The following is a 24,251-nucleotide window of genomic DNA, read 5'->3' as shown; positions in this document are numbered from 1 at the left end:
GTCTATTGGCATTTGATTTGTTAGTTGAGTGAGTGATGACCTTAGAGATGCTAAGTATACTTAGTTTTAAGGTGATTAGGTTTGGGTAAGCTAACTAGGCGAATGTATGGAGATTATGACTGGATTGTGTCGAGGTAGACATATACCTGCTAGGGGCAATTATGTTAAAATCCAGCGCCAATATATGGGCTGTCTACTGTTTATCTTATCTAAATTGAAGATAGGTTTTAGATGGTTGTTATAGTACAGAGATTCTGCTAGCTAATCCTAAGTGTCATTGAGCTTAATTAACATTAATTTTAGTTAAAAAATTTTAATTAAAATGAGTTGTTAAGATTTGGCTCTCATTATGGCGATGGATACTGTGAGTATTCATATTAAGCACGCTTACTGTACATATATTAATTTTCGCCGTTCTTTAGCTGATTTTCTTTAAGGCTAGCAGTTTACTTCGTCAATTTATGTTCTTTGGTCAATGCCTCTTTTGCTTATGATGTTTTATATTGATTGGATATGGTCGATATAGTGGTTATCTATAAGATAGTAGACTTTATGGCAGTGATCTGATTTTAATCTCAGCATGCTTTGGTATGTCACTGAGTTTTTCCTACTTTCGTTAAGCGAGGCTCATCGACTTTTTATGTGGTCAACAATTTGGCAAACATTAACTGAGCATCCTGAGTTTATAGCGATGCTAACTATTCCACCTGTGACAGCATTTGTAACATGGGCGCATGTTTGGATGGCGCTACAGATGTTGTTTTATCCAATTAAGTTTTGGGGTATTAAGGTTGCAAACATGCCTTTTGACTTGCCAGGGATTGGTTGGCAGGGCATTGTACCTCGTAAAGCAGGCAAGATATCAGGAGTGATTGTTGACCAGACACTCTCTAAGCTAGGCTCATTGGATGAATTCTTTCAGGCAATGGACCCTGAGGAAATGGCAGAGTTTATCACAGAGTCGGTGGATGCCAATCTAGATAGCTTGATTGATGAGATTATGAATGAGCGTTCGGCGACATTGTGGAGTAATATGCCATTTGCTGTTCGTCGTCGTATTTATGCACATGCACACCAAGAGTTGCCTAATATCATGCAAGCCATGGTGGTTGATTTAACCTACCATGTAGAAGACTTGGTGGATATGCGCCAGATGATTGTACGAACAATGGAAAACGATCGTCGACTTATGGTGCAGATGTTTTTAAAAGTTGGGCAAAAAGAGATTGATTTTATTTGGCATATCAGTGCTTTGATAGGGTTTATTTTTGGTATTGTGCAGATGTTTATATTTTTGGTATTGCCTCAGCATTGGACAGTACCATTTTTTGCGGCCGTTTGGGGATTGTTGACAAACTGGATTGCTATTTGGATGGTATTTAACCCCATCAATCCGATTCCTATCAAGTATATTAAGTTGTTCCGTTTTTCTAAGTCATTTCCTTTTATTATTCCACAGTTGCCACGGATTGCCACCTATCAGTGGCAAGGTGGGTTTATGAAGCGTCAGCCTGAGGTCTCTGAGGTGTTTGCTGAGATTGTGGTGAAAGAGTTAGTGACATTAGAAAATATCATGAATGAGATGATGTATGGTAGTCGTGCTACAAAAACTCGTGAGTTAATGAAGACACATTTATATGAAGTGTTGGATGCACCTTTGGTGAGTACGACATTGCGTTTGGGGCTGGGTCGTCGTGAGTTTGGTCAGTTAAAAAATACCATTATTGATAAGTCGATAGATGCCACAATGGTACCAATTCGTGATCCAGAATTAAATCAAAGTCGTGCCGATAAGATTTTTGGTCTATTCCGTGATCGCTTAAATGCGTTGTCATCATATGAGTTTCAGAATTTATTACGCCCTGCTTTCCGTGAAGATGAAACGACACTCATTATATTGGGTGGGTTGACTGGATTTTTGGCAGGGTGGTTGCATTTAGTCTTGGTATTTTTCCCAATGTCAGGACATTAATAAATAGGTGGTTGTTTTGTTAGTGTGTTATACAGCTAGGGCAGAAAAGGGTAGTGGGTCATGTTAATCACTGAGTTAGGATATTTTGCATTGGTTGCTGCGATGATGTTGGCAATTATGCAAGTTGCATTACCCACTTGGGGTGTGATGCGTCATCAGATAGCACTACAAAGATTAGCACCCAGCTTGGCATGGGCGCAGTTTTTGGCGATGCTATGCTCTTTTTGTGCGTTGATGGCAGGCTTTTATTACAATGATTTTAGCTTGCTGTATGTGACCCAGCATTCTAATACATTGTTGCCTTGGTATTATAAGTTGTCAGCGACATGGGGTGGTCATGAAGGGTCACTGTTGTTATGGTTAACCATTTTGGCAGCATGGTGTGCTTTGGTGTCATGGTTTAGCCGAGGGTTGCCATTATCAATGCGTGCTAGGGTGTTGGTTGTTTTGGCCGCAGTACAATTGATGATGTTGATGATGTTAATTTTTACCTCTTCACCATTTGATCGCACCTTGCCAAATATACCAATTGATGGGGCAGATTTAAATCCTGTGTTACAAGACCCAGGCCTAATTATTCACCCCCCTATGCTATATATGGGCTATGTGGGTATGGCAGTACCATTTGCATTTTGTATTGCTGCGTTGTGGGCAGGCAGATTGGATGCTGTATGGACACGATGGTCTAGACCTTGGGCATTGGCTGCATGGGGATTTTTAACACTGGGTATCGCTTTGGGCTCATGGTGGGCATACTATGAGTTAGGCTGGGGTGGTTGGTGGTTTTGGGACCCTGTAGAAAATGCGTCACTGATGCCATGGTTGGCTGGTACTGCATTGATACACTCTTTAGCAGTGACAGAAAAGCGGGGTGTATTTAAGGCATGGACTATCATGCTGGCAATCTTTACTTTCGCTCTAAGTCTGTTAGGAACATTTTTGGTACGCTCTGGGGTGATTACCTCAGTACATTCCTTTGCGGCTGACCCAACTCGTGGTTTGGCAATCTTAATGATTCTTGGTGTGGTTATTGGTAGTGGGTTGTTATTGTTTGCTATCCGAGGATGGCGTTTGACAGTAGAGAGTCATTATCAGTTAAAGTCTCGTGAAACACTGCTGGTGATTAATAATATTATTATTTTAATTGCAACATTGGTGGTGTTGTTGGGTACGTTATACCCAATTATTGCTGACTCGTTTGATTTGGGTCAGGTTTCTGTTGGACCTCCATATTTTAATGCATTGTTTGTACCATTAACATGGCTACTATTATTAGTGCTGGGTATGGGTGCCAATATTCGTTGGAAAAAAGATAAGCGCCCATTCTTAGGCCCTATCATGGTTATTACTATGAGTAGTGCTGTTCTTGCAGGGATTGTGTCTTATTTTATGACCCAAAGTGTCTATTTACAGATATTTATTACATTGATTTTAAGTTTTTGGGTGCTTGGTTGGTTGGTATATGATGTGGTCGATAAAACTAAAAATGCATCATCACGTTGGCAAGGCTTGAAAAAGCTGTCTATGAGTTATTGGGGCATGCAAGTTGCCCATGTTGGTGTGTTGATAGTGGCTATTGGCGTGGGTGTTACCAGTCAGCTAAGTATTGAAAAAGATGTGGCAATGTCAGTGGGTGATATCGTTGATGTTGATATGGGTACAAGTGTGTATCAGTTTGAGTTGCGAGAGTTTCGACAAGTGCGTGGTAGTAACTATGATGCAACACAAGCTGAAGTGAAAGTCACTCATGATGGTAAATTTGTTACCACATTATATCCAGAAAAACGTCACTATGTTGTTAGTCAAATGCCAATGACAGAAGCTGCTATTGATGCCAGCTTGCTCAGAGATGTTTATATTGCACTTGGTGAGCCAATTAGTAGTGATACTACTATTGGGTCACAAAGTACACCAAGTGATGCCTCAGATAGTAAATGGGCAGTGCGTATTTATGTGAAGCCGTTAGTAAGATGGCTGTGGTTAGGCTCGTTGGTGATGGCATTTGGTAGCTTATTGTGTCTGTTTGATAAGCGCTACCGTATTACTTCGCTTAGAAAATGTCCTCAACGCAATATGAATGATGCACAGTCACTCAGTACAACCAAGTCAGGAGTTACCCATGTCTAAACCTGTTATGAAAAAATCACAAGTTAAGTTATGGTTTTTAATTCCCTTTATTATGTTTTTGGCATTTATAGTGATGTTGTTTTTCCGTTTAGGAAAACCAACTGAGGTCATACCAAGTAATGCACTTAATAAGCCTGTGCCAGATTTTAGTTTGCCATTGTTATCAGATACTGAACAGACAGTGACTAATAGTAATTTACCTAAGCAGCCTTTTTTATTAAATATTTGGGGCTCGTGGTGTCCCACTTGTAAAGTTGAGCATCCTTATTTGATGCAACTGCATGAGCAGGGTGTACCAATTGTTGGTGTGAACTATAAAGATGAACTTGGTAATGCATTGAGTTATTTAAATGAGCGTGGTGACCCCTTCTTACTGTCAATTCAAGATTTATCAGGTGGCTTTGCTATTGACTTGGGGCTAACGGGTGCGCCAGAAACCTTTATTGTTGATAAGACAGGCAATATTCGTCAGCATATTGTCGGTGAAATTAATGCAGATAACTGGCAAAGTAGGATTCAGCCATGTATGAGTGCGTTAGACAATGAAGCAGAAGAAACGGTAATCGCTGAGGTGTGTCAATGAAATCAGTTCGTATGATGATGTTAGCAGTAATGATAGCGGTTGCCTCAGTTTCTTCTAATATGAGTATGGCTGCGATAGATGTTTATGAATTTGACTCACCTCAACAAGAGGCACAGTATCGTGGATTGATTGATGAGTTTCGCTGTCCAAAATGTCAAAATCAAAATTTGGCTGGCTCTGATGCCCCCATTGCACAAGATTTAAAACAAAAAACTTATGAGATGGTGAAGGCAGGGCAGACAGATGCTCAGATTCGTGAGTATATGTACGACCGCTATGGCGACTTTATTAGCTATAAACCACCAGTACGTCCTTCAACTTGGATACTATGGTTTTTTCCGCCAATACTGTTGTTATTTTTAATTGTTGGTTGGCTGTGGAAAACAAAGCGTCAACATTATGCACAGCGCTTAGCCTCACAACAAACGATATCGGCACAGGATATCGAAAATTCTGAGACAGTCGATGCAACTGCTATCATGACAGATGAGACTCAAGAGCAGCAGTCTGCATCGTCTTTAAGTAAAGAAGAAGCACAGCAATTAAAAGAGCTGTTATCGACTTATGATGATGACGTATCACCGCCACAGGACAAGACAAATATTGATACGAGTAGGGGAGATAAATAATGGCAGTATTATCAACCTTCTGGTTATTTATTACATTGGCTGTGACGCTGAGTATCATATTGGCAGTGGTGGTGTTATTCCCATGGTTGCGACTTAAAAAGAATGCAGATAACCATTTGATTAAGCTCAATATTGAAGTGTTTAAAGATCGCTTGGCTGAATTGTCAGCAGATTATAATGCAGGAGCAATGAGTGCCAGCAGTTATCAGACGCAAAAAACAGAGCTAGAGCGTCAGTTGTTACAGGCAAGTAATGAGAAAGATAGTAGCTTAACATCAGCAAGTAAAAAAAGCCGTATTATTGTTTTAATTTGGTTGCCAATGCTGATGGCGATTGGTTATATGTTGGTTTCAGATAGAACACCAGTCTATAAATTATGGCAAGCCCAAGATAGTGTGGGTCAGGTTGCTGATGATTTATTAACATCAAAAATAGATATGCCACCAGAATGGGCAACGCAAGATAGTGTTGCTTTAATATCTGCCATGCAAACAAATGTACATCGTAACCCTCAAGATGCTAGCCGTTGGATGCGCTTATCAGAGTTATTTTTATCACTACAGGCAAATGAACAGGCACTAGAGGCGTTATCACGTGCACATCGTTTAGAGCCTGAAAATGATGACATTGCGACTGCTTATGCACAGACCAGTTTCTTTGTAAATGGTGGTATGCTTGATCCGAATAGCTATAAAGTCTTACAAGATGTCTTAATACGCCATCCTGAGCATCAAGGCGCTCAAATGCTGATGGCAATGGGTGAAGCACGTGCTGGAAACTATGAGGTAGCACAAGCGTGGGTACGCAAGCTTAAAGAGAATATTGCATCTAAGCCAGGAGACCATAGCTCTGCATTGGCTAGCTTGGATGAGCTGAGTGCAACCATTCGTGGACAGCAACAAGCAGCACAATCACAAAAACATATTATGGTTAATGTGACGGTTAACACCAATCTGCTACCATTAATCAAACCAAATGATATATTGTTTGTTACAATACGTGACGTGAGTGGTGGTGCGCCATATGCAGTAAAACGTATCCCAGTAACACAACTTGAGCAAGGTAATATTTCTATCCAAGTAAGTGACCAAGATGCTATGATGTCTGGGCATGATTTGACGAATGCAATCTCTCAAGAAAAATCGCTGGTAGTATCAGCACGTATTAGTAGTAGTGGACAGGCAATGACACAGTCAGGTGACTTGTCAGCAAACCCTGTACCCTTGCAAGATACAGAAAATCAAATTAATATCGAGATAAACCAACAAGTTCCATAATGTTGGTTGGTAATAATAAGTTTTTTTAGCTTAATATTTACTACTTTTGGCTTTATACCTTAACTTTTTTATTAATGATTCATTACACAAAAGGACATACTATTATGATGCGTATAATTTTGCTCGGTCCCCCAGGTGCAGGCAAAGGCACTCAGGCACAGTTTATCTCTCAAGCGTTTGATATTCCTCAGATATCAACAGGAGATATGCTGCGAGCTGCAATCAAGGAAGGTAGTGAGTTAGGTCGCCAAGCAGAAGGAATTATGAATGCAGGTGGACTAGTCTCTGACGATTTGATTATTAACCTAGTAAAAGAGCGCATTGCTAAGCCTGACTGTGCTAATGGTTGTATCTTTGATGGTTTTCCACGTACCATTCCTCAAGCACAAGCATTAGCAGATGCTGGCGTTGAGATTAACCATGTGGTAGAAATTAGTGTTCCTGATGATGAAATAGTGAAGCGTCTATCTGGTCGTCGTTCACACCCAGCTTCTGGACGTGTTTATCATATTGAGCACAATCCACCAAAGCAAGAAGGCATTGATGATGTGACAGGTGAGCCATTGGTTCAACGTGATGATGATAAAGAAGAGACCATTCGTGATCGCTTAGCAACTTATCATAAGCAAACTTCAACTCTGGTTGGCTTTTATCAAGAAAAGGCACAAGAAGGTGATAATGCCCCACAATATCATAAGTTTGATGGTACACAAGCCATTGATACTGTTAAAGAGCAAGTGCTTTCTGCTTTAAAATAAATTATTTTGAAGAATTATTGTTGTAGAAGCCCTGTTTTTTAACAGGGCTTTTTGCTTTAATTTGAAGTATAGATAACAGTTTTATTGTGGAGAAACACAATGAATGATGTGATACCAAATATTAAGTTTTATCATGATTTTTTGGATACTCAATCAGCAGAAGAGTTATTTTTATATTTGATAGCACAGACTGATTGGAATAAACAAATGGCAACAAGATATACTGCCAGTTTTGGAGTGCCTTACTTTTATTCTGGTATGACATACAACATAATAGAGATGCCTACAAAAATAAGACAAATAGCATCTACAATATCAGAGTTATTAGAATTGGATATTAATAATTGCTTATTAAATTATTACTTAAATGGCAATAGTAAGATGGGATATCATTCAGATGACACTAGCCAGTTAGCCTGTGGTACAGGTGTAGCTATTGTTTCGCTTGGAGCAACACGAGAAATGTGTTTTAAATATAAACAAGATAATACACACACATACCAGCAGTTATTAACGTCTGGAAGTCTTCTCTATATGGATGACAGTGTACAACAGCACTGGTTACATGCCATACCAAAATGTGAAACAGATAAAGGGCGTATTAGTTTGACCTTTCGACAAATAAATAAAAAAACCGCTCAAATCTGAGCGGCTCTTTATGTAATACAAGGTTTGCATCAATATATTAAATATTAAGCGTTACCTTGTCCATCAGCTTGTTGCTGTTGGCTTTGTGCAAATGCTTGGTCAAAGTTAACAGGCGCAAGTAGTAACTGTGGGAAGCTACCACGAGTTACGATGTCGCTGATGACTTCGCGTGCATAAGGGAATAGAACGTTCGGGCAGTAAGCGCCTAGAATTTGTGGTAATTGCTCTTCAGGGATATTTTGTAATAAGAAAATACCTGCTTGATGAACTTCAGCAATAAAGGCACTTTCACCAGCATTGGTTGCATTCACGCTGACAGTCAAAACGATTTGATAATGATCATCATCAAGTTTTTCTGCATTGGTAGATAGGTTAATATCTAGCTCTGGCTTCCATTCTCTAGTAAAAACTTGTGCACCTGGTACTTCAAGTGACATATCTTTTACATAAATACGTTCTAGGGCTAGTTGTGGTTGAGCTTGGGCTTGTTCTTCAGCCATGATAATACTCCTTTGTATTAGTCTTTCAATTATTGAAAAATTAAAAAATTATGTGTCTTAATAATAAAGCGTTTATTGATAAACACTTAGTAACAAAGTCAAACAGATGATTAGCCGTTTAACATCTCATCAAGTTTACCTTCTTGATTTAACTTGTTGAGATCATCAAAACCACCGACAAACGTTTCACCAATAAAAATTTGTGGCACAGTACGGTAGTTATTAGTTTTTTGCATTAAAGCCATACGGTCTTCACGGCTCATATCATGCATGCCAATTTCTTCAAATTCTACATTTTTTGACTTTAATAACTGTTTGGCATTTGAGCAGTATGGGCAAATAGGAGTGGTATAAACTTTCACAAGAGCAGTCATAAGGATTCCTTATATCTTAGTATTATATGATGTTGAGTCATATATTATATATAGCAACTCATCATAAAGTGGAAATGCTTATCATTATAAGCCTAAATATCATTGTCATTAAATATTGGAATACTGATGCCATTAATATGGGGATATTACAATACAATTCAACAGCAGTTTAACTTTATTTTGGATTATTTTTTGGCTTTTGCTTTGCCATCAACAACTTTGCTTTTAGTACCAGATAAAGGTAGTCCTGCCGCTTGCCATCCACCAATACCGCCATCTAAGCGAAATACATTGTCTTTGCCAATAAGTTGTACAGCAGCGCTAGAATGTAGTCCCATATCACAGATGATAATGATTGGGTCAGTAATGGCACGTACTTCTTCTAAGTGGTCTTTAAATTGAGTGAGTGGAATATTACGACTGCCTTGGATATATCCTGTCTCAAACTTCTTTTTTGCTCGAATATCAATAAGCTGAGCATTTTGAGAGTTGACCATTTGTCCTAAGGTGTTAGGAGATACCTTTTTACCACTGCGCTTGTTTTCTAGGGTAAAAAATAAAAATATCAATACACCTAAGATGCCAAATAAAAATGGGTGATTACCCATAAATTCAAACCAACGACTAAAATCCAAAATCTTTCTCCAAACCTAAGGCTATTTGATAAGTCGCCATTATACCGATAAGCCCAATAAATTGCACCCACTCACCTTGTTAGCATGTCATGCTAATAATATTCTTCGTCTATATTAATAATGCTGGGTATCTGCCTCTTCTTGCAAGGTAACTAAACTCTCAACCCGTCGTTGTAATACTTCACCATCTGCCACCGCTTGCCATAACGCACAGCCTTTGCTGTTTGAGGTATGTTTGCAGTCTCGAAACTTACAAAGTCCTGCAAGCGGGGCAAGCTCAATAAATCCTGCCAAAATATCATCGGGCGTTAAATGCCAAATGCCATATTCACGAATACCGGGGGTGTCAACAATACCGCCTTGACTTAAATCATCATTAACAAATGGCAGTAATCGACTGGTGGTGGTGGTGTGCTGACCCAACTTTGAATTGGTGGAGATGACATTGACGCTTTGCTCAGAATCTGGCAATAAGGCATTGATTAAGCTACTTTTACCAACACCTGACTGTCCTGCAAAGATGACCATTTTATTTTTGATTTTATGCTCTAAGTCTTGCAAGCCTTGTTGTTTGATATCGTTGATGGTTTTAACCGTTTCAGGGCAATCGACTGAAGTTAATACTGTGTCATAGCCAAGTTGTTGATACTCGGTGAGCAGATTAGCAACTTCTTTGTGTGGCTCTAGTGATAATAAATCGGCTTTATTTAGCACCAATAATGGCGTCACTTCAGCATGGTGACAGACCACCAAATAACGGTCAATTAGGCTAGGAGCAGGTAAGGGTAGCGGAGCAAAAACAATGGCTAAAATATCGACATTGGAGGCAACGGGTTTAAGTTTATGATAGCGGTCAGGACGGGAAATTAGTGAACGGCGTGGCTGTACCGATTCAATACGTCCCAGACCTGTATTAGGGTCAGCAATCCAGCGTACATTATCGCCTGTAGCAAGCATGGGTAGGTTGGTGCGGGCGTGACACCGCCAAATATCATGCAGTTCAATGGGTTGCCAAAAGGGTTCGGGTTCACCATCGGCAACGCTTGGTTTTTGTGGTTGCTCGGCAGGCAGGCTGGTGACTTGCACTTCAAGCTGTTTGCCATAATGGGCGATGACCACGCCATCAATTAAATCATTGGTATTATCGTCTTGATGGGCTTGTTGTTGCTTTTCAATACGGCGAATTTGTTGTTTGGAGAGTTTGCGTTGTCGAATTAATGCCATAATATCCTATTGTCAAATATAAAGCGTTAAAAAGTATAGTCTGCCTACTATAAATCCACCACAGTGTTAACCTCACTCGATGTACTACGTGTACTATCTTCACTCGGTTGCCTTGTGGTGAAATTATATTAGATTAACTATAAAAGGTAGCTAAGAAAATTTATGTTGATAAAAACATAAGTGTAGCGTGAAAATTTGTTAACATATAGCCCTAAAGCGTTATTACGCATTAAATTAGTAAGCGAATATAAGTAACTTTAATAAAATTAGGACTATTTATGGCAAGTCATGACCACCCCAACAAAGTAAAAATTAAAAATCAGGGCAAAAAAGGGCTGATATGGATTGATTTGGAAATGACAGGGCTTGATACGCAAACCGATGACATTATCGAAATTGCCACGATTATTACAGATGAGGACTTAAATGTGTTGGCGGAAGGTCCTGTATTTGCTATCAAAGTATCTGACCAAAAGCTTAATGGTATGGACGACTGGAACACCAAACAGCATGGTGAGTCAGGTTTGATTGACCGAGTTCGCCGTAGTAATGTGACTTTGGCACAGGCGGAGCAAGAAACCATTGCTTTTTTAAATAAATGGGTGGACGCAGGACGCTCGCCAATGTGTGGTAATTCAATTTGCCAAGACCGCCGATTTTTGGCTCGGCAAATGCCAGAATTAGAGAAGTTTTTCCATTATCGCAACTTAGATGTGTCGTCTATTAAAGAGCTGTGTTTCCGTTGGCGACCCGATATCATGCAAAGCTTTGAGAAAAACAGCAGTCATTTAGCAATGGACGACATTCGTGACTCTATTCGTGAGTTAAAGCATTATCGAGAGCATTTTTTTAAGTTGATGGAGAAGTAGTAAGTTTGTTTTGGTGTTAATAAGTAAACCTTACTAATTCAAATTCACTATGTGATGTTGGATTGTCATCAGTATCCGTTTCAATCACTACGCCAATTACCGCCTCCACAAATTGGCGTGAACTGCCCACATTGTGTACCCGCCAATCCCCTAAAACATAACGCCGTTTGTTTTTTTGAGCATTCTTATTATCATCATCAATAGTATGAATGGCAGGGCGGTGCGTATGCCCATGAATAAGATGGTTAATGTCATTAACATCGTTGCCATTAATATCGTTAATATTATTGACCGCTTGGCAAACCGCTTGCTCATTAACGTCCATGATATAAGTTGCCTTTTTGGCATTGTCAGCTTGACTTTTTAAGCGTAGCTTTTCGGCAAGCTCAAGGCGTTTGTATAACGGCTTACGCAGTAAATACCACTGCACTAAAGGGTGACGCATTAATTTACGAAAGCGTTGATAGCGTTTGTCATCGGTGCAAAGTGCATCACCATGCTCTAGCCGATAGCAATACTCACCGACTTGTAAATGATAAGGTTCACGTATCAACTGCCCACCAAAGATACTACAAAAACTTTGCCCGATTAAAAAATCCCGATTGCCATGCATCACAAAAATTTGACAGCCTGCAATACGCAACTGCTTTAGTTTACTCACAATCGGCGTCAGCCAATGTGATTGTTTTTGCTCATCAGTTAGGCTTAAATACACATCATCACCAACCCAAGCATCAAACCAATCTCCCAAAATATATAAGGTAGTTAAGTTTGGCAGAACTAATAAGTCATCAAGCAATGCCAAAAAAGCCTGCACCAAAACACGTTGGGCAGGCTCATTATTAGATAAATGTAAATCACTGATTATCACCTGTCTAATATCATGCGGACGGGTAGTAAGCAGATGATTATAATTAGCAAAGCTATTCATTTAACATAAATATTAATTGCTAATAGATTATTCACTAATAATCTTAGCGTGATTAATTACCACAGGCTCTTTTGGTACATCGGCGTGCATGCCGTAACGTCCAGTTGGTACACCTTTGATTTTATTAACCACGTCCATGCCATTGGTAACTTTACCAAAGACGGTATAGCCCCAACCTTGTAAATTTTTGCCAGAATGGTTTAAAAAGCCATTGTCTTTAACGTTAATAAAAAATTGGCTGGTGGCAGAATGTGGATCTTGGGTACGAGCCATGGCAATGGTACCAACATCATTGCTTAGACCATTATCAGCTTCGTTTTCGATGGGGGCATTGGTCGCTTTTTCATTCATATCAGCGTCCATACCACCGCCTTGAATCATAAAGCCATCAATAACGCGGTGAAAAATCGTACCGTCATAATGACCCGATTTGACATAGTTTAAAAAGTTTTCCACCGTTTTTGGAGCTTTTTCTTCATTTAGTTCGATGGTAATCGCACCATAATTGGTGTCTAACTCAACAACTGGCATATCAACCATAATTTTTCCTTACTTTTATCAGTGGTAAATGGGTTCAACCCATAAGATTTTAACTACAAACAGCCCCTAGTCTAACGATTTTTTTCGGCTCTGTCATGTATCAGGCTGTTACAGAGTGGGGCAAACCTGATAGAATAACAGTGACCAACTTATGATGGCTTTATAACTTAGGATAAAATATCAATAACTGGTCAAAGTAATGAAATAAACATTAAACCAACATTAAACTAAAATTAAATAGCGAAACATAAAGAGGAATAATCATGAGTAATGCAAAAAAAGTAGTATTTATCGGCTGGCACCCAGATGCGATTGATTTTAGCAAAATCCCTAATCTAACGGCTGAAAAACTAATCGCCCAACTAGAAAAAGACCGTCAACAACTTAATGAATTGGGCTATGATGCTGAGATTTTGTTTATTCATTCGCCACAAACAGCTTATGACACAGTGGTTGATGCAATGAAACAAACCCCTTATGATTGCGTACTAATTGGGGCTGGCGTGCGTCTGCCAGAGCCTCACTTTTTAGTGTTTGAAAAAGTGGTCAATGCGGTGCATGAATATGCCCCACAAGCTAAAATTTGCTTTAATACCAATCCGATGGATACTGCGGAATCAGTACAGCGTTGGGTGTAGCAGTATCAGGTGTAACAACATTGAGTGTAAGTTAGCAATTTAGCTTTGTAAATTGCACGGCACTCAACTACAACCTTGTAGATAACCCATAAACATACCTTATGTGATATGTTTATGGGTTATGATATAGACATTGATTTTCAAGCAGGGCGTAAAGATAATTTGTTTCAAACATTTAAGTTTGATTAATATTAGGAGCTTTTATTTAATGAGCGATACAAAAAATAGTAACAGTAATGAAAAAAATGACTTTATTCGTCATATTATCCGTGAGGATTTGGCAGAACAAAAGTATTCACAAATTGTTACCCGTTTTCCGCCTGAGCCCAATGGCTATCTGCATTTGGGGCATGTAAAGTCGATCTGTCTAAACTTTGGTGTTGCCGAAGAGTTTGATGGTATTTGCCATCTACGTTTTGATGACACCAACCCTACCGCTGAAAAACAAGACTATATAGATAATATTGAAAAAGATGTGCAGTGGCTTGGCTTTGAATGGGCAGGAGAAGCTCGCCATGCCTCTGCTTATTTTGACCAGTTGCATGAATGGGCGGTTAAGCTTATTAAGCAAGGCGATGCGTATGTGGACTTGCAAACGCCTGAGCAGATTCGTGATAATCGTGGTTCATTTGGCGAAGTTGGTAAGCCTTCACCACAGCGTGATGCCAGCGTTGAGGAGAACTTACAACGCTTTGATGACATGAAAAATGGTAAATATGCTGAGGGTGAAGCGGTATTGCGTGCCAAAATTGACATGGTAAGCCCAAATATGAACATGCGTGACCCTGTTATTTATCGGGTGATGCACCAATCGCACCACCAAACGGGCGATAAATGGTGCATTTATCCGATGTATGATTATGCACACCCTTTATCGGACGCTATTGAAGGTATTACCCATTCAATTTGTACACTAGAATTTGAAGACCATCGCCCATTTTATGATTGGGTGGTTGAAAAAGTCGGTTTTGATGTGCCACCGCACCAATATGAGTTTAGCCGTCTGAATGTTGACCATACCTTGACCAGTAAACGTAAGCTAAAACAGCTTGTTGATGAAGGTATTGTTAGTGGTTGGGACGACCCACGTATGCCGACCATTGCCGGTATGCGTCGTCGAGGCTATACCCCAGAGGGCTTACGTGATTTTTGTGAGCGTGTTGGTGTGGCAAAATCTGATGGTGTGGTCGATTTTCGCTTGCTAGAGTTTAGTATCCGGCAGTCATTAGAAACCACGACTGCTCGTGGTATGGCGGTGTTAAAGCCGTTAAAAGTGACCATTACTAACTTTAGTGAAGCTCTGCAAGATTGGGAAAATCAAAAATCTGATAGTGTCAATGCACGTTGGGACGAGGACAATCAAGCATTATGGCTAACACAACCTTGCCACCCCAATGTTGATATGGGGGAACGAGAAATCCCGTTTACCGAAACTATTTATATTGACCAAAGCGACTATGAGCTTGAGCCACCCAAAGGCTACAAACGCTTGTCACCTGAAAAGCCAGAAATCCGCTTGCGTAATACTTATGTACTGGCGGTGACTGAGCATGTAACTGATGAGGCGGGCAATGTGGTTGAGCTAAAAGCGACCATCGACCCAACCACATTGGGTAAAAATCCTGAAGACCGTAAGGTAAAAGGGGTAATCCATTGGGTATCGGCAAGTTTGGGTGTGCCTGCGACGGTGCGTTTGTATGAGCATTTATTTGCCATTGATGACCCAAGCAGTGCCAATGATGTGCATGAGGCGTTAAATGAAAACTCATTAACGGTGCTGGATGCAGTGATTGAGCCGTCACTTGCCAATGCGGACGCAGGTACTCGTTTCCAGTTTGAGCGTGAGGGCTACTTTATTGCTGATAGTGAAGAGCATAGCAACGATAAGCCTATGTTTAATCAGATAGTTAGCTTGCGAGATAGCTTTAAGCCTGCTTAGATATTAGGCAGTATTTAGAGGTTATAGAGATATCCTGTTATCAAATTTGATGGCAGGATATTTTTTTATCAATGGCTTTAGCTAGAACAAAAACTTCTAGGTTATGTGCTATTTTATAGTGGTAATATCAGTTTAGAGATATAAATCCATTTATTAAGGAATAAGACAATGCCACAATTACTTGAATTTATTGATAAAATCGCGCGTGATAAAGGACGTGATGTGCTGTATGTCGCCTTTGATACCAGTAAACAAACCACACAAAACCCAGAAAGATGGATGGTACGAAAAGAGCTGATGGCATGGCTTGATGCCAATGATATTGGCTATCAACGCTGTGGCAATGTGGCTCAACTTGCGATGATGGAGTCTTATGAGGGGCAGTTATATATTGATGTGCCGTTTGATGAGTCTGACCCGCAATATATTAAGGTTAGAGACCATCTGGAATATAGCGATGCAGTACCAAAAATTGAGGGCGTATATTTTTGGGTGCTACCATTAGAAGATGCCATGCGTAATAAACACCATGATGAGCCGGGGTTTTGGGAGGATTGGGACGGTAATTTTTAGTGAATATTCTAAGTTAGGTATTTGGACTATAGCTAAGCCCATATAAAAGCAATCATCTAACACTATGGTGCGCCTATAGTGTTAGATTAGACGGTTCGGTCATAGGTTTTTTTAACCTTATTTATTCAATTAGCCATTAAACATATCAATCTCCTGTACTCTGCGATTGCTTCTGCGTGTTTCAACCAAATTACGGATTTGTTGCCGTAGCTGTTCACCTTGACAAATGGCTTGCAGAATAATCAAGCTATCGGTTGCATCAGAGGTAAATAAAGTCAAATTACCCCGTCCGACCAAGCGCAATAAAAATGGACGCTCATAACGAATATCTTTTACTCGGTATAACTCAAGCTCATCAAACTGCTGGCTAAACACTCCTGTTTTAATTTGCAGGCGTTGATTGGTCAGCGTGTATTTGGTGCTTTTTAATTGAATGATTTTCCACAGTAAAATAAATAGAGGAAAAATCAACCAAAAAAATAGCACACAAAAAATATAGGCTTTCAAATTTAGAAAGTGTGAAGGTTTACCTTGCCAAATAACAGTTTCAGTAGAGTTAGCGATAGACATAAAAGCTCCTTATTAACCTTAGTGTATAAAAAGTGCGTAAAATAAAAGAAAGATAGGTTTAAATTGGCTATTAATGAGAGGGCATAAAAAAGCCCAACAGAGATGTTGGGCTTTCCCGCAATATTATTAGGCTGTCAGGTAGAAATAAACGTCCTTGTATCTTGTAACGATTTGTAATCTAAAGTTATTTGATACAGTTATTATCTTTAAGTAGCTGATAAATATCATCCACTTCTTTTAAGATTTTTTCTGCCATTTTACCTTCCTGTATTTTTTTCCATGGTTCACTTGAGTTTTTCCAGTCATGGGGTTGAAACTCATACCAACCTGCCCATTGGGGACAGCAGTTAGTTTCTCTATCCGAAAACTTTTCTTGAAATAAACTTTGGATACGTGTATATAATTGTTCATCTTTATATTTATGAGTATCATTATTTTCGTCACCTTTAAACATTATGCCTAAAGCTGGAAGATTATACATTGTCCCTTCAAACTCAAAACATATATAGAATTGAGGTTCATCAATTTGAAAATATAATCTTCCACAAGATCTTTTTAAGTTTTCTGAATAAGTTAAGTTGTATTTGTATGAGTGACTTTCTTCATTAATTTTGAGTTTTAAGTCATGAATAAGCTTATCAATTAGTTGGTTTTTCATATCATTTATCTTTCGACTAATTTTAAAACTCGCATCGACTGCTTCTGAATTGCTAGTCATTAGCTCTAATATAGCTTGTTCTTCATTCATATCTTTTACTCCCATAAATTGTTGTTGGATAAATTTGATAAATTGATTAAGAAACTCATTGACACTTTGATTTTGACATTCTGACTGGCAAGCTTTTAACCAGTTAATGAGTTGACTAAACTTTAAAACAGTAAATTTTTTGTTTTCTAGCCAATGGTTTAATGTTTTTTTATCGATACTATCTTCACTGGGATTGCCAGTTTCAAAGTCCTCGTTATATTCTTTAAGATAAACTAAGTGCCAATTATCACCACAGCGTTTTTCAAGCTCAATGGCATAATCTTTTAATTGATTTTCTTGGTCTCCTGCATAAGGTTTATTTTCAATACAGATACCATAGCATTGGGTATTTATCTCAGTCTCTAGATAAATATCCATACGTCGTTTTGTTTTACTTGCCCATGTAGTTTGCTCTGTTAAAACAGATACTTGATGTAAGTTTTCCATTAAAGGTTGCCAGTGAGTCTGATTTTCGTTTGTACTAGAAATATCAGGTAGGCAATGCTCAATAAATAGCTTTAAAAAAGTTTCTTCTTGGTCATGGCTACCTTGTGGGTTAAGTAAGTCCGCTAAGATATAGCTAAGTCCTGTTTCATTGGTACTGATATAGTCAAACACACTAAAATTGGGGGCAAGTTGTTTGCTATATAATGCTTGCGCTGTTTGCAGGGTGTCAATTTTTCTGCTGACATCACCAAGCAGGGTTTTAACATTATTCATAGGTTTTCCTTGTTTGTTGTATTTTTGGGTGGAGATTAAAAAAGAAACCGACTGTCAGTGTCTGGTGGTTAAATTATGAGTGGTAAGGTGTCATTTGTTAAGTGTGATGGGCTGATTGATAAAAGGGGTGGTCGCCCTGCAACACGTAAAAAGTAAAGCAGTATCTTTTCTGCCCCCTGCTTTTGGTGGGGACTTGACACTCACCCAGTCGATTCCAAACTGGTTATACTAAGCATTTGCAATAAATATATTGCAAATACAGTTTATATTATCATTGTCATATTATAAATCCAGCTTATATTAGCCCTTAATCTAGCAGGTCAATTTGCCAGTTATTTTCTTGGATTGTGATATTAAGGTGACGTATTTTCATAGAAATATCATCGGCTTGTTTTTGTAGGTCAGCCACAGGAACGGTTACTTTTATATTTTCTAGGTCATGGTATCTTTCTCCAAAAAATGAATCGTGAGATTTCGTAGTAGATTCAATGGTACTGGTCAGTAGTTTATGGCGATTTCTTAAGGTGTCACGCTCAGTAAGAAGCTTAAGCATGGTTCTACCATCGCTGGTTTTTGCTAGGGTATTGGTGCGGTGAATTCGCTCCATTAGATTATCTAATTCATCAATGATTTGATTGGCTTTGACAATCATTTCATTGGGGTCAATGTTGGGGTTGCTTTCTTTATGAACCACCGAATTTTTTTGGATTATATTTTTGGTGTCGCTTAATTTTTTTTGCAAATCACCACGAATGATTAAGGCTTTAGCAAGTTTCATTATATTGCTCCTATTTGCTTATGGTAAATGGTTTATTAATAGTTTGATAAAATATCAGTTGACTAAAAATAACCTGCTAATAAATTAATTAACTAAAATAGTCGTTATCATAATTACAATATTGTGTATATTAATAACCATATCATTGCATCCAATAAGCTGTTAAATAATCCATTGTTTAATCTTTGCTAGCTACTCATCGTAACTTGTGAATTATTATATCTTATGACCTAGAAAGCTATATTCTAGCTGTCAAAATAAATCCATTTTTTACTTTTTTATTTTGCTACTTTTTATCATCCGTTTGTTGATACAAATCCATTGCCTCTTGTAGCCTTGCATAAACTGTGTCGCGTACATGCTTTGGCTCTAACACCACTGCCCGTTGCGACATACCCACCAGCCAATCTTGCAAACGAGTGGTATTGGCAACAGTGGCGGTGACTTGCTTATAGGTATCATCTATATCGGTGATGATTTGGTCAGTAGATAAGGGGCGTTCATAAAGATGCTGGCAAGCATAATGCTCTACCTTTAATACCAGTTTTATTTGAATGTCTTCAGTGGGTTCTAATTTGCCAAATCTTTTAAGATTTTCTAGTGATAGTCCATCACGAGTGACCCAATCTGGAATAGGTTTATCAATAATACGGGCGGATTGAATGCGACAGATGGCAAAGTTGCGGTACTGGTCTAATAAGACATCATCATCAATGTGATCATCAGCGGGATTAAAGGCAGACAGGTACATCATATTGTCAATAAATACCAAGCCATGCGGATAAATGATGCGGGTTTTGCCTTGCTGTTCCCATTTGTTGCAAGAGTAGATTTCAAGGATTTGTTGATTGAGCAATGCTTGATGAATGGTGGCAACAACTTCGCTATCTAATGTAGGGGCATGAATGACACTGGGTAGAGTGATCAGGTGCTGTTGCCACTGTCCAAGTTTACTGTCAGAGAATTTTTTATTACTCTTTAGCATATTGATTAATTTTTGCTCAAGAGTATTTTGTAAAGTTTTGGGTAAATAATCGGTGGTGTAGTTGGCAAGCATTTGCCAAAAAAATAGGGTTTCATCATTGATAATATCTAGGCTAAAGTCAGGATTGATATGGTAATAGGCAGTTTTACCATTGATGTTATCATTGTCCCAGCTAGGCTTTCGATACAGTGCCTCTTGGTGGCTAATTTCACTCAGTGCCAAATATAGACTTTTTAGGTCATTTTCTAAGTTTTTGCGTTTTGAGGGATTTGTTGGGTCGTTTTTGCTGTATTCTTCCATAATTTCTGTAAGTGATTGTGCTTGACTAGCATTTCTGGGTAAGTATTGATACAGCCAAAATAAGCGGGCAGTTTTGGGAAGTTCTGCAATGTTCATGATTGGTTATCCTTTTTTACAAGTGGCTATTTTTATAAGTCGCTATAAAATTTTTGAGTTAACGTTTTACATGAAGAGGGAAGATTTATAATTTATAAAAACCGCACTACAATTGCAGTACCATTGTCATAAGCTCTGCCTTTGGAGTGATAGACTTGTTTTTTTAGGGCTTTAAGCCATGTATCAAGCTCAGTGTTTGCATCAATGCTTTGCCAGTCTTGGCAGGGTACAAGGTCATGAATACCATCGGTGCAAATCAGCAAACAGTCGCCTGCTTGTATGTTAAGTGTTTGCTGTGTACCTTCATTATCAATGTCTTCTTCATTAGAACTGCCAAGCATAAAGCATTCGGTTAAGCCATATAGACTGCCTGCCATACCATCTTTATTGTAGTCATTAGGGTTAACGGCTATGCCTTGCTCGTTTGCTTTTTGTTCGACCAGTTCATTAAGTAAGTTATGGTCACGAGTCAGCCAACGCCAGCCATTTGTGTTTTGTTTGTTTGTCAGTTGATTGTCTGCTAGCCGTTGCAAATACACCCGACTGTCACCCATATGGGTAATGGTAATGTCATAGCTTTGTTGCAATTGTTCATTATCGTCATTATTTTGATTGCTTTTATGGATAAGGGGATAGGCTTGTACCATAGCCAATGTGGCACAAGCACCCAACCATTTTGGGTTAAGTTTTTTGCCATTTTTGCAGATGTTTTTGGGGTTATTTATCCATTGATAAATGTCGTTAATGCTGACGCTGTGCTGTTGTTGCCAAAGAGTGGCGATGGCTTTTACTACCGCTTTGGCACAGTGCTGTGAATAGTTTGAGCTGGCAACGCCATCGGATACCGCAAGGCAAAACTGCCCGTCAATGTCTTGTATTGGCATAATGCCTAGCGTTTCTTGATACCAATCATCTAAAAAGAAAAAGGCATCTTGTTGTAATCCATTACTGGCATTACCTTGAAAGGTGATGGCACAGGTTTGTATTTTTTTAATAAAGTGATTGTTATTGGTGGAGGGTAGGGAAGAGGTACTAGTAATATAATTAGGTTTATTAGTATTGTTAGACGGTGTGTTATTCATAGAATATTCCCTTTTCATTCTAGATAGATATTATGGAGAGTAATGGTCGCAATTATATAGCATAACCTAGAATGTATTTATCTAGGTTTAGGAGAAGTTTTTAAATTTTTTTATGCAACAATTGTTCTTATTTATTAGGGTATATAATATTTTAAGGTTAAGAAATATTTTAGGATTAAGACATATTGTTAACATTGATAAAAGAAAGGCGAGAAAATACTGGTGGTCAGACAGTCATTGTTGAGGTGCTATTTAGCCTATAGATTAGTTGAATAAATTGCGTGATTAATTGCTTAAGTTAGCTATTATTAACGAGCTGTATTGAATATATTGAACCTTTGTTTAATCATTAAGCAAAGGTTCAACCTATTTAAGGGATTTTTCTAAGTTGTTTGTTTAAGTCAGTTATTCCGTGCCAAACTCCTTCCGTTTTTTGGCAAAGAAGCGATCCAATCTGTCCATCGCATCTTCTAAATCCAACAAATTGGGCAAAAATACCACGCGGAAATGGTCAGGTTTATCCCAATTAAAGCCTGTGCCTTGTACCATCAGCACTTTTTCTTCGATTAATAAGTCCATCATAAACTGCATATCATCTTTGATAGGATACACCTCAAGGTCTATCTTAGGGAAGCAGTAAAATGCCCCTTGTGGCATGGTACAAGAGATACCTTTAATGGCATTAAGACGCTCAATTGCCATCTCACGTTGTTTATATAGTCGCCCTGTCTCAGCAGTCAGTGCCTGCATACTTTGGTAGCCACCCATGGCAGTTTGAATGGCATATTGTGCGGGGACGTTGGCACATAGACGCATCGAGGCAAGCATATCCAGCCCTTCAATAAAGTCGCTGGCGTGGTCTTTTTTGCCCGATAGCATCATCCAACCTGCCCGAAAGCCTGCAATACGATGTGATTTAGATAGTCCATTATAAGATAAGATTAACACCTCATCGCTCAAGGTACACATCGGCGTATGAGTGACATTATCGTATAACACTCGGTCGTAGATTTCATCTGCCATGATAACCAGATTATGCTCTTTGGCGATGGCAATGATTTCACGCAATTTATCATCAGAATACAAAGCACCCGTGGGATTATTGGGATTAATCACCACGATGCCTTTGGTTTTATTAGTGATTTTAGCTTTAATGTCGGCGATATCAGGTTGCCAATTATCTTCTTCATTACAGCGATAATGTACGGCTGTACCACCTGCTAAATTTGCTGATGCTGTCCATAATGGATAATCAGGCATGGGGATTAGCACTTCATCACCATCATTCATCAGTGCTTGCATGGTCATCACAATCAGTTCTGATACGCCATTACCCAGATAAACATCACGAACATCAACAGCAGATAAAAGCCCTTTGGCTTGGTAATATTGCAAGATGGCTTTACGTGCTGAAAAGATGCCTTGTGAATCTGAATAGCCCTCAGCTTTGGTGAGATTCATGGCGACATCACGAATAATTTCTTGAGGGGCTTGCAAGCCAAAAGGAGCAGGATTACCGACATTAAGCTTAATGATACGGTGACCTGATGCTTCCATTTCTGTTGCTGTTCTTAGCAAAGGACCACGAATGTCATAACAGACATTTTGAAGTTTATTCGATTTTTTTAAGGTGTGGGTGTTTTGCATAGCATTACCATAAAATTGTGATTGTTCGGAAGTGGTATTTGTCTTACTATCAGCAGGAATATTGATATCTTGGTAAGGGGAAGTGTTGGTGTCACCACGTAATAGATAGCCTTCACTACAGTGCAGAATTTTGGCGAGTGTGGGCAGTTTTGATGAGACGATACCATTAATGCCACGCTCCCAGTTTGAGATAGCACCTCGACTGACTTTTGCGCCTGCTTTGGTCATACATGATGCCAATTGCTCAGCCGTTAGTCCTTGCGCTTTTCTAAGCTGTGCCAGTCGTTTACCCTGCTCAATATATTCAAGCTGTTCGTTTTGATTTTGCATTATAGAGACATTCTCTTATCTAACTGGTTGAATGTTGAATATTATTAGACTATTTATACAAGTTTATGTTGTTTCATGCAAGATTTTATTGCAAAAAATAGAAAAAATTATTTTTGATACTTAATAAATGAAAGAAAATCTTGCATAAGAAGGATAAACCAAAGAATAGATGCGCCTGTATCTTTGTATTTATTAGATAATTGTTTATTATTTAGTGATGGATTTATTACAATTTCAATAACCTAACTTCTATCTTGAAGTGATTTATGCTGATATTATTACCACGTATTTAACCTTATCAACGGTTTATAATCTTTATTTTTAGGAGCTAAGATGCAAGACAATCAGTTATCAGCCAGCCAGATTGCCCAACTTACAGAGTCAGATTGGCGAGAACGCCTTGATGATGAGAGTTATCACATATTACGAGAAAAGGGTACAGAGCGTCCATTTTCTGGTATTTATGTCGATAATGATGACAAGGGTGTCTATCGCTGTAAAGGCTGTGGAGTGACGTTATTTACTTCTGAAAATAAGTTCAATTCTGGTTGTGGTTGGCCAAGTTTTGATCAGACTATTAATGATAGTGTGGTAGAGGAGCATTTAGATACCTCTCTTGGTATGCACAGAACAGAGGTAACGTGTCGCAACTGTGGCGGGCATTTGGGGCATGTATTTCCAGATGGACCACAAGAGACCACAGGGATGCGTTATTGTATCAACTCAGTAGCGATTGAGTTGGATACATCTGATAAATAGCCTAAGCAAATATAGAAAC

Annotated in this window: 24 protein-coding genes; 12 read left to right on the top strand and 12 right to left on the bottom strand. The window is 38.8% G+C overall.

Features of this window, described 5'->3' with window-relative positions; all coding sequences use genetic code 11:
• The first annotated feature begins 640 nt into the window (after nt 1-640).
• The 7 genes from FHK88_RS10395 (at nt 641) to FHK88_RS10365 (ending at nt 7,994) form a co-directional block, all read left to right on the top strand.
• Nucleotides 641-1,972 (top strand): hypothetical protein, encoded by a 1,332-nt coding sequence (locus tag FHK88_RS10395; protein WP_227430680.1) that lies wholly within the window; start codon nt 641-643, stop codon nt 1,970-1,972.
• 60 nt (nt 1,973-2,032) lie between these two features.
• Nucleotides 2,033-4,099 (top strand): heme lyase CcmF/NrfE family subunit, encoded by a 2,067-nt coding sequence (locus tag FHK88_RS10390; protein WP_227430679.1) that lies wholly within the window; start codon nt 2,033-2,035, stop codon nt 4,097-4,099.
• A complete protein-coding gene (locus FHK88_RS10385) occupies nt 4,092-4,682 on the top strand; it encodes a DsbE family thiol:disulfide interchange protein (RefSeq protein WP_227430678.1) in 591 nt (196 codons plus the stop codon). Before FHK88_RS10390 ends, FHK88_RS10385 begins: the two co-directional genes overlap by 8 nt.
• A 17-nt stretch (nt 4,683-4,699) precedes the next feature.
• Nucleotides 4,700-5,311 (top strand): cytochrome c-type biogenesis protein CcmH, encoded by a 612-nt coding sequence (locus FHK88_RS10380; RefSeq protein ID WP_413680503.1) that lies wholly within the window; start codon nt 4,700-4,702, stop codon nt 5,309-5,311.
• Nucleotides 5,311-6,588 (top strand): c-type cytochrome biogenesis protein CcmI, encoded by a 1,278-nt coding sequence (gene ccmI, locus FHK88_RS10375; protein ID WP_227430677.1) that lies wholly within the window; start codon nt 5,311-5,313, stop codon nt 6,586-6,588. Before FHK88_RS10380 ends, ccmI begins: the two co-directional genes overlap by 1 nt.
• Before the next feature lie 107 nt (nt 6,589-6,695).
• On the top strand, nt 6,696-7,346 hold the full coding sequence (gene adk, locus FHK88_RS10370; RefSeq protein WP_227430861.1) for an adenylate kinase: 651 nt from the start codon (nt 6,696-6,698) through the stop codon (nt 7,344-7,346).
• A 99-nt stretch (nt 7,347-7,445) separates the two neighbouring features.
• Nucleotides 7,446-7,994, top strand: a complete 549-nt coding sequence (locus FHK88_RS10365; protein WP_227430676.1) for an alpha-ketoglutarate-dependent dioxygenase AlkB — start codon at nt 7,446-7,448, stop codon at nt 7,992-7,994.
• A gap of 44 nt (nt 7,995-8,038) precedes the next feature.
• Here FHK88_RS10365 and secB read toward each other — a convergent pair whose 3' ends face one another.
• The 4 genes from secB to rsgA form a co-directional block, all read right to left on the bottom strand.
• Nucleotides 8,039-8,494, bottom strand: a complete 456-nt coding sequence (gene secB / locus FHK88_RS10360; RefSeq protein WP_227430675.1) for a protein-export chaperone SecB — start codon at nt 8,492-8,494, stop codon at nt 8,039-8,041.
• Nucleotides 8,495-8,604: 110 nt separating this feature from the next.
• Nucleotides 8,605-8,868 (bottom strand): glutaredoxin 3, encoded by a 264-nt coding sequence (gene grxC, locus FHK88_RS10355; protein WP_227430674.1) that lies wholly within the window; start codon nt 8,866-8,868, stop codon nt 8,605-8,607.
• 185 nt (nt 8,869-9,053) lie between these two features.
• Entirely contained in the window at nt 9,054-9,476 is a 423-nt protein-coding gene (locus tag FHK88_RS10350; protein ID WP_227430860.1) for a rhodanese-like domain-containing protein, read from the bottom strand.
• Nucleotides 9,477-9,617: 141 nt separating this feature from the next.
• A complete protein-coding gene (rsgA, locus tag FHK88_RS10345; RefSeq protein ID WP_227430673.1) occupies nt 9,618-10,727 on the bottom strand; it encodes a ribosome small subunit-dependent GTPase A in 1,110 nt (369 codons plus the stop codon).
• Nucleotides 10,728-11,005: 278 nt separating this feature from the next.
• Here rsgA and orn point away from each other — a divergent pair, with 278 nt between their 5' ends.
• On the top strand, nt 11,006-11,596 hold the full coding sequence (gene orn, locus FHK88_RS10340) for an oligoribonuclease (RefSeq protein ID WP_227430672.1): 591 nt from the start codon (nt 11,006-11,008) through the stop codon (nt 11,594-11,596).
• Nucleotides 11,597-11,612: 16 nt separating this feature from the next.
• Here orn and FHK88_RS10335 read toward each other — a convergent pair whose 3' ends face one another.
• Both FHK88_RS10335 and FHK88_RS10330 read right to left on the bottom strand, forming a co-directional pair.
• Nucleotides 11,613-12,527 carry a UDP-2,3-diacylglucosamine diphosphatase gene (locus FHK88_RS10335; protein WP_227430671.1) on the bottom strand — a complete coding sequence of 305 codons (915 nt, stop codon included), beginning with the start codon at nt 12,525-12,527 and terminating at the stop codon, nt 11,613-11,615.
• A 27-nt stretch (nt 12,528-12,554) separates the two neighbouring features.
• Complete coding sequence (locus FHK88_RS10330) at nt 12,555-13,067, bottom strand: peptidylprolyl isomerase (RefSeq protein ID WP_227430670.1); 513 nt, start codon at nt 13,065-13,067, stop codon at nt 12,555-12,557.
• Between the two features lie 263 nt (nt 13,068-13,330).
• Here FHK88_RS10330 and FHK88_RS10325 point away from each other — a divergent pair, with 263 nt between their 5' ends.
• The 3 genes from FHK88_RS10325 (at nt 13,331) to FHK88_RS10315 (ending at nt 16,217) form a co-directional block, all read left to right on the top strand.
• On the top strand, nt 13,331-13,705 hold the full coding sequence (locus FHK88_RS10325; RefSeq protein ID WP_227430669.1) for a hypothetical protein: 375 nt from the start codon (nt 13,331-13,333) through the stop codon (nt 13,703-13,705).
• Nucleotides 13,706-13,913: 208 nt separating this feature from the next.
• Nucleotides 13,914-15,644 (top strand): glutamine--tRNA ligase/YqeY domain fusion protein, encoded by a 1,731-nt coding sequence (locus FHK88_RS10320; RefSeq protein WP_227430668.1) that lies wholly within the window; start codon nt 13,914-13,916, stop codon nt 15,642-15,644.
• Nucleotides 15,645-15,812: 168 nt separating this feature from the next.
• Nucleotides 15,813-16,217: a hypothetical protein gene (locus FHK88_RS10315; protein WP_227430667.1), complete on the top strand. Its 405-nt coding sequence runs from the start codon at nt 15,813-15,815 to the stop codon at nt 16,215-16,217.
• Between the two features lie 129 nt (nt 16,218-16,346).
• Here FHK88_RS10315 and FHK88_RS10310 read toward each other — a convergent pair whose 3' ends face one another.
• From FHK88_RS10310 to FHK88_RS10285, 6 genes are all read right to left on the bottom strand, one after another.
• The gene (locus FHK88_RS10310) at nt 16,347-16,787 is read right to left on the bottom strand and encodes a PH domain-containing protein (protein ID WP_227430666.1); all 441 of its coding nucleotides are present in this window, start codon (nt 16,785-16,787) and stop codon (nt 16,347-16,349) included.
• Between the two features lie 184 nt (nt 16,788-16,971).
• Nucleotides 16,972-18,255 (bottom strand): PD-(D/E)XK nuclease family protein, encoded by a 1,284-nt coding sequence (locus FHK88_RS10305; protein ID WP_227430665.1) that lies wholly within the window; start codon nt 18,253-18,255, stop codon nt 16,972-16,974.
• A 307-nt stretch (nt 18,256-18,562) separates the two neighbouring features.
• Nucleotides 18,563-19,033, bottom strand: coding sequence for a DIP1984 family protein (locus tag FHK88_RS10300; RefSeq protein WP_227430664.1), 471 nt, complete (start codon nt 19,031-19,033; stop codon nt 18,563-18,565).
• 286 nt (nt 19,034-19,319) lie between these two features.
• On the bottom strand, nt 19,320-20,414 hold the full coding sequence (locus FHK88_RS10295; RefSeq protein WP_227430663.1) for a helix-turn-helix transcriptional regulator: 1,095 nt from the start codon (nt 20,412-20,414) through the stop codon (nt 19,320-19,322).
• 92 nt (nt 20,415-20,506) lie between these two features.
• On the bottom strand, nt 20,507-21,496 hold the full coding sequence (locus tag FHK88_RS10290) for a PP2C family protein-serine/threonine phosphatase (protein ID WP_227430662.1): 990 nt from the start codon (nt 21,494-21,496) through the stop codon (nt 20,507-20,509).
• Nucleotides 21,497-21,901: 405 nt separating this feature from the next.
• Nucleotides 21,902-23,473 (bottom strand): aminotransferase class I/II-fold pyridoxal phosphate-dependent enzyme, encoded by a 1,572-nt coding sequence (locus FHK88_RS10285; RefSeq protein WP_227430661.1) that lies wholly within the window; start codon nt 23,471-23,473, stop codon nt 21,902-21,904.
• Nucleotides 23,474-23,806: 333 nt separating this feature from the next.
• On the opposite strand from FHK88_RS10285, the gene msrB reads away from it, so the two are divergent.
• Nucleotides 23,807-24,232 carry a peptide-methionine (R)-S-oxide reductase MsrB gene (gene msrB, locus FHK88_RS10280; RefSeq protein ID WP_227430660.1) on the top strand — a complete coding sequence of 142 codons (426 nt, stop codon included), beginning with the start codon at nt 23,807-23,809 and terminating at the stop codon, nt 24,230-24,232.
• Nucleotides 24,233-24,251: the final 19 nt, after the last annotated feature.

Source organism: Psychrobacter sp. I-STPA6b (assembly GCF_020662265.1).
Lineage (GTDB): Bacteria > Pseudomonadota > Gammaproteobacteria > Pseudomonadales > Moraxellaceae > Psychrobacter.
This window is presented reverse-complemented; position numbering and strand designations above follow the sequence as displayed.

Bases quoted from the DNA above. Each gene is read 5' to 3' on its own strand.
- FHK88_RS10395 (WP_227430680.1), top strand. From the start codon at position 641: ATGTGGTCAACAATTTGGCAAACATTAACTGAGCATCCTGAGTTTATA.
- FHK88_RS10390 (WP_227430679.1), top strand. From the start codon at position 2,033: ATGTTAATCACTGAGTTAGGATATTTTGCATTGGTTGCTGCGATGATG.
- FHK88_RS10385 (WP_227430678.1), top strand. From the start codon at position 4,092: ATGTCTAAACCTGTTATGAAAAAATCACAAGTTAAGTTATGGTTTTTA.
- FHK88_RS10380 (WP_413680503.1), top strand. From the start codon at position 4,700: ATGTTAGCAGTAATGATAGCGGTTGCCTCAGTTTCTTCTAATATGAGT.
- ccmI (WP_227430677.1), top strand. From the start codon at position 5,311: ATGGCAGTATTATCAACCTTCTGGTTATTTATTACATTGGCTGTGACG.
- adk (WP_227430861.1), top strand. From the start codon at position 6,696: ATGCGTATAATTTTGCTCGGTCCCCCAGGTGCAGGCAAAGGCACTCAG.
- FHK88_RS10365 (WP_227430676.1), top strand. From the start codon at position 7,446: ATGAATGATGTGATACCAAATATTAAGTTTTATCATGATTTTTTGGAT.
- secB (WP_227430675.1), bottom strand. From the start codon at position 8,494: ATGGCTGAAGAACAAGCCCAAGCTCAACCACAACTAGCCCTAGAACGT.
- grxC (WP_227430674.1), bottom strand. From the start codon at position 8,868: ATGACTGCTCTTGTGAAAGTTTATACCACTCCTATTTGCCCATACTGC.
- FHK88_RS10350 (WP_227430860.1), bottom strand. From the start codon at position 9,476: ATGGGTAATCACCCATTTTTATTTGGCATCTTAGGTGTATTGATATTT.
- rsgA (WP_227430673.1), bottom strand. From the start codon at position 10,727: ATGGCATTAATTCGACAACGCAAACTCTCCAAACAACAAATTCGCCGT.
- orn (WP_227430672.1), top strand. From the start codon at position 11,006: ATGGCAAGTCATGACCACCCCAACAAAGTAAAAATTAAAAATCAGGGC.
- FHK88_RS10335 (WP_227430671.1), bottom strand. From the start codon at position 12,527: ATGAATAGCTTTGCTAATTATAATCATCTGCTTACTACCCGTCCGCAT.
- FHK88_RS10330 (WP_227430670.1), bottom strand. From the start codon at position 13,067: ATGGTTGATATGCCAGTTGTTGAGTTAGACACCAATTATGGTGCGATT.
- FHK88_RS10325 (WP_227430669.1), top strand. From the start codon at position 13,331: ATGAGTAATGCAAAAAAAGTAGTATTTATCGGCTGGCACCCAGATGCG.
- FHK88_RS10320 (WP_227430668.1), top strand. From the start codon at position 13,914: ATGAGCGATACAAAAAATAGTAACAGTAATGAAAAAAATGACTTTATT.
- FHK88_RS10315 (WP_227430667.1), top strand. From the start codon at position 15,813: ATGCCACAATTACTTGAATTTATTGATAAAATCGCGCGTGATAAAGGA.
- FHK88_RS10310 (WP_227430666.1), bottom strand. From the start codon at position 16,787: ATGTCTATCGCTAACTCTACTGAAACTGTTATTTGGCAAGGTAAACCT.
- FHK88_RS10305 (WP_227430665.1), bottom strand. From the start codon at position 18,255: ATGAATAATGTTAAAACCCTGCTTGGTGATGTCAGCAGAAAAATTGAC.
- FHK88_RS10300 (WP_227430664.1), bottom strand. From the start codon at position 19,033: ATGAAACTTGCTAAAGCCTTAATCATTCGTGGTGATTTGCAAAAAAAA.
- FHK88_RS10295 (WP_227430663.1), bottom strand. From the start codon at position 20,414: ATGAACATTGCAGAACTTCCCAAAACTGCCCGCTTATTTTGGCTGTAT.
- FHK88_RS10290 (WP_227430662.1), bottom strand. From the start codon at position 21,496: ATGAATAACACACCGTCTAACAATACTAATAAACCTAATTATATTACT.
- FHK88_RS10285 (WP_227430661.1), bottom strand. From the start codon at position 23,473: ATGCAAAATCAAAACGAACAGCTTGAATATATTGAGCAGGGTAAACGA.
- msrB (WP_227430660.1), top strand. From the start codon at position 23,807: ATGCAAGACAATCAGTTATCAGCCAGCCAGATTGCCCAACTTACAGAG.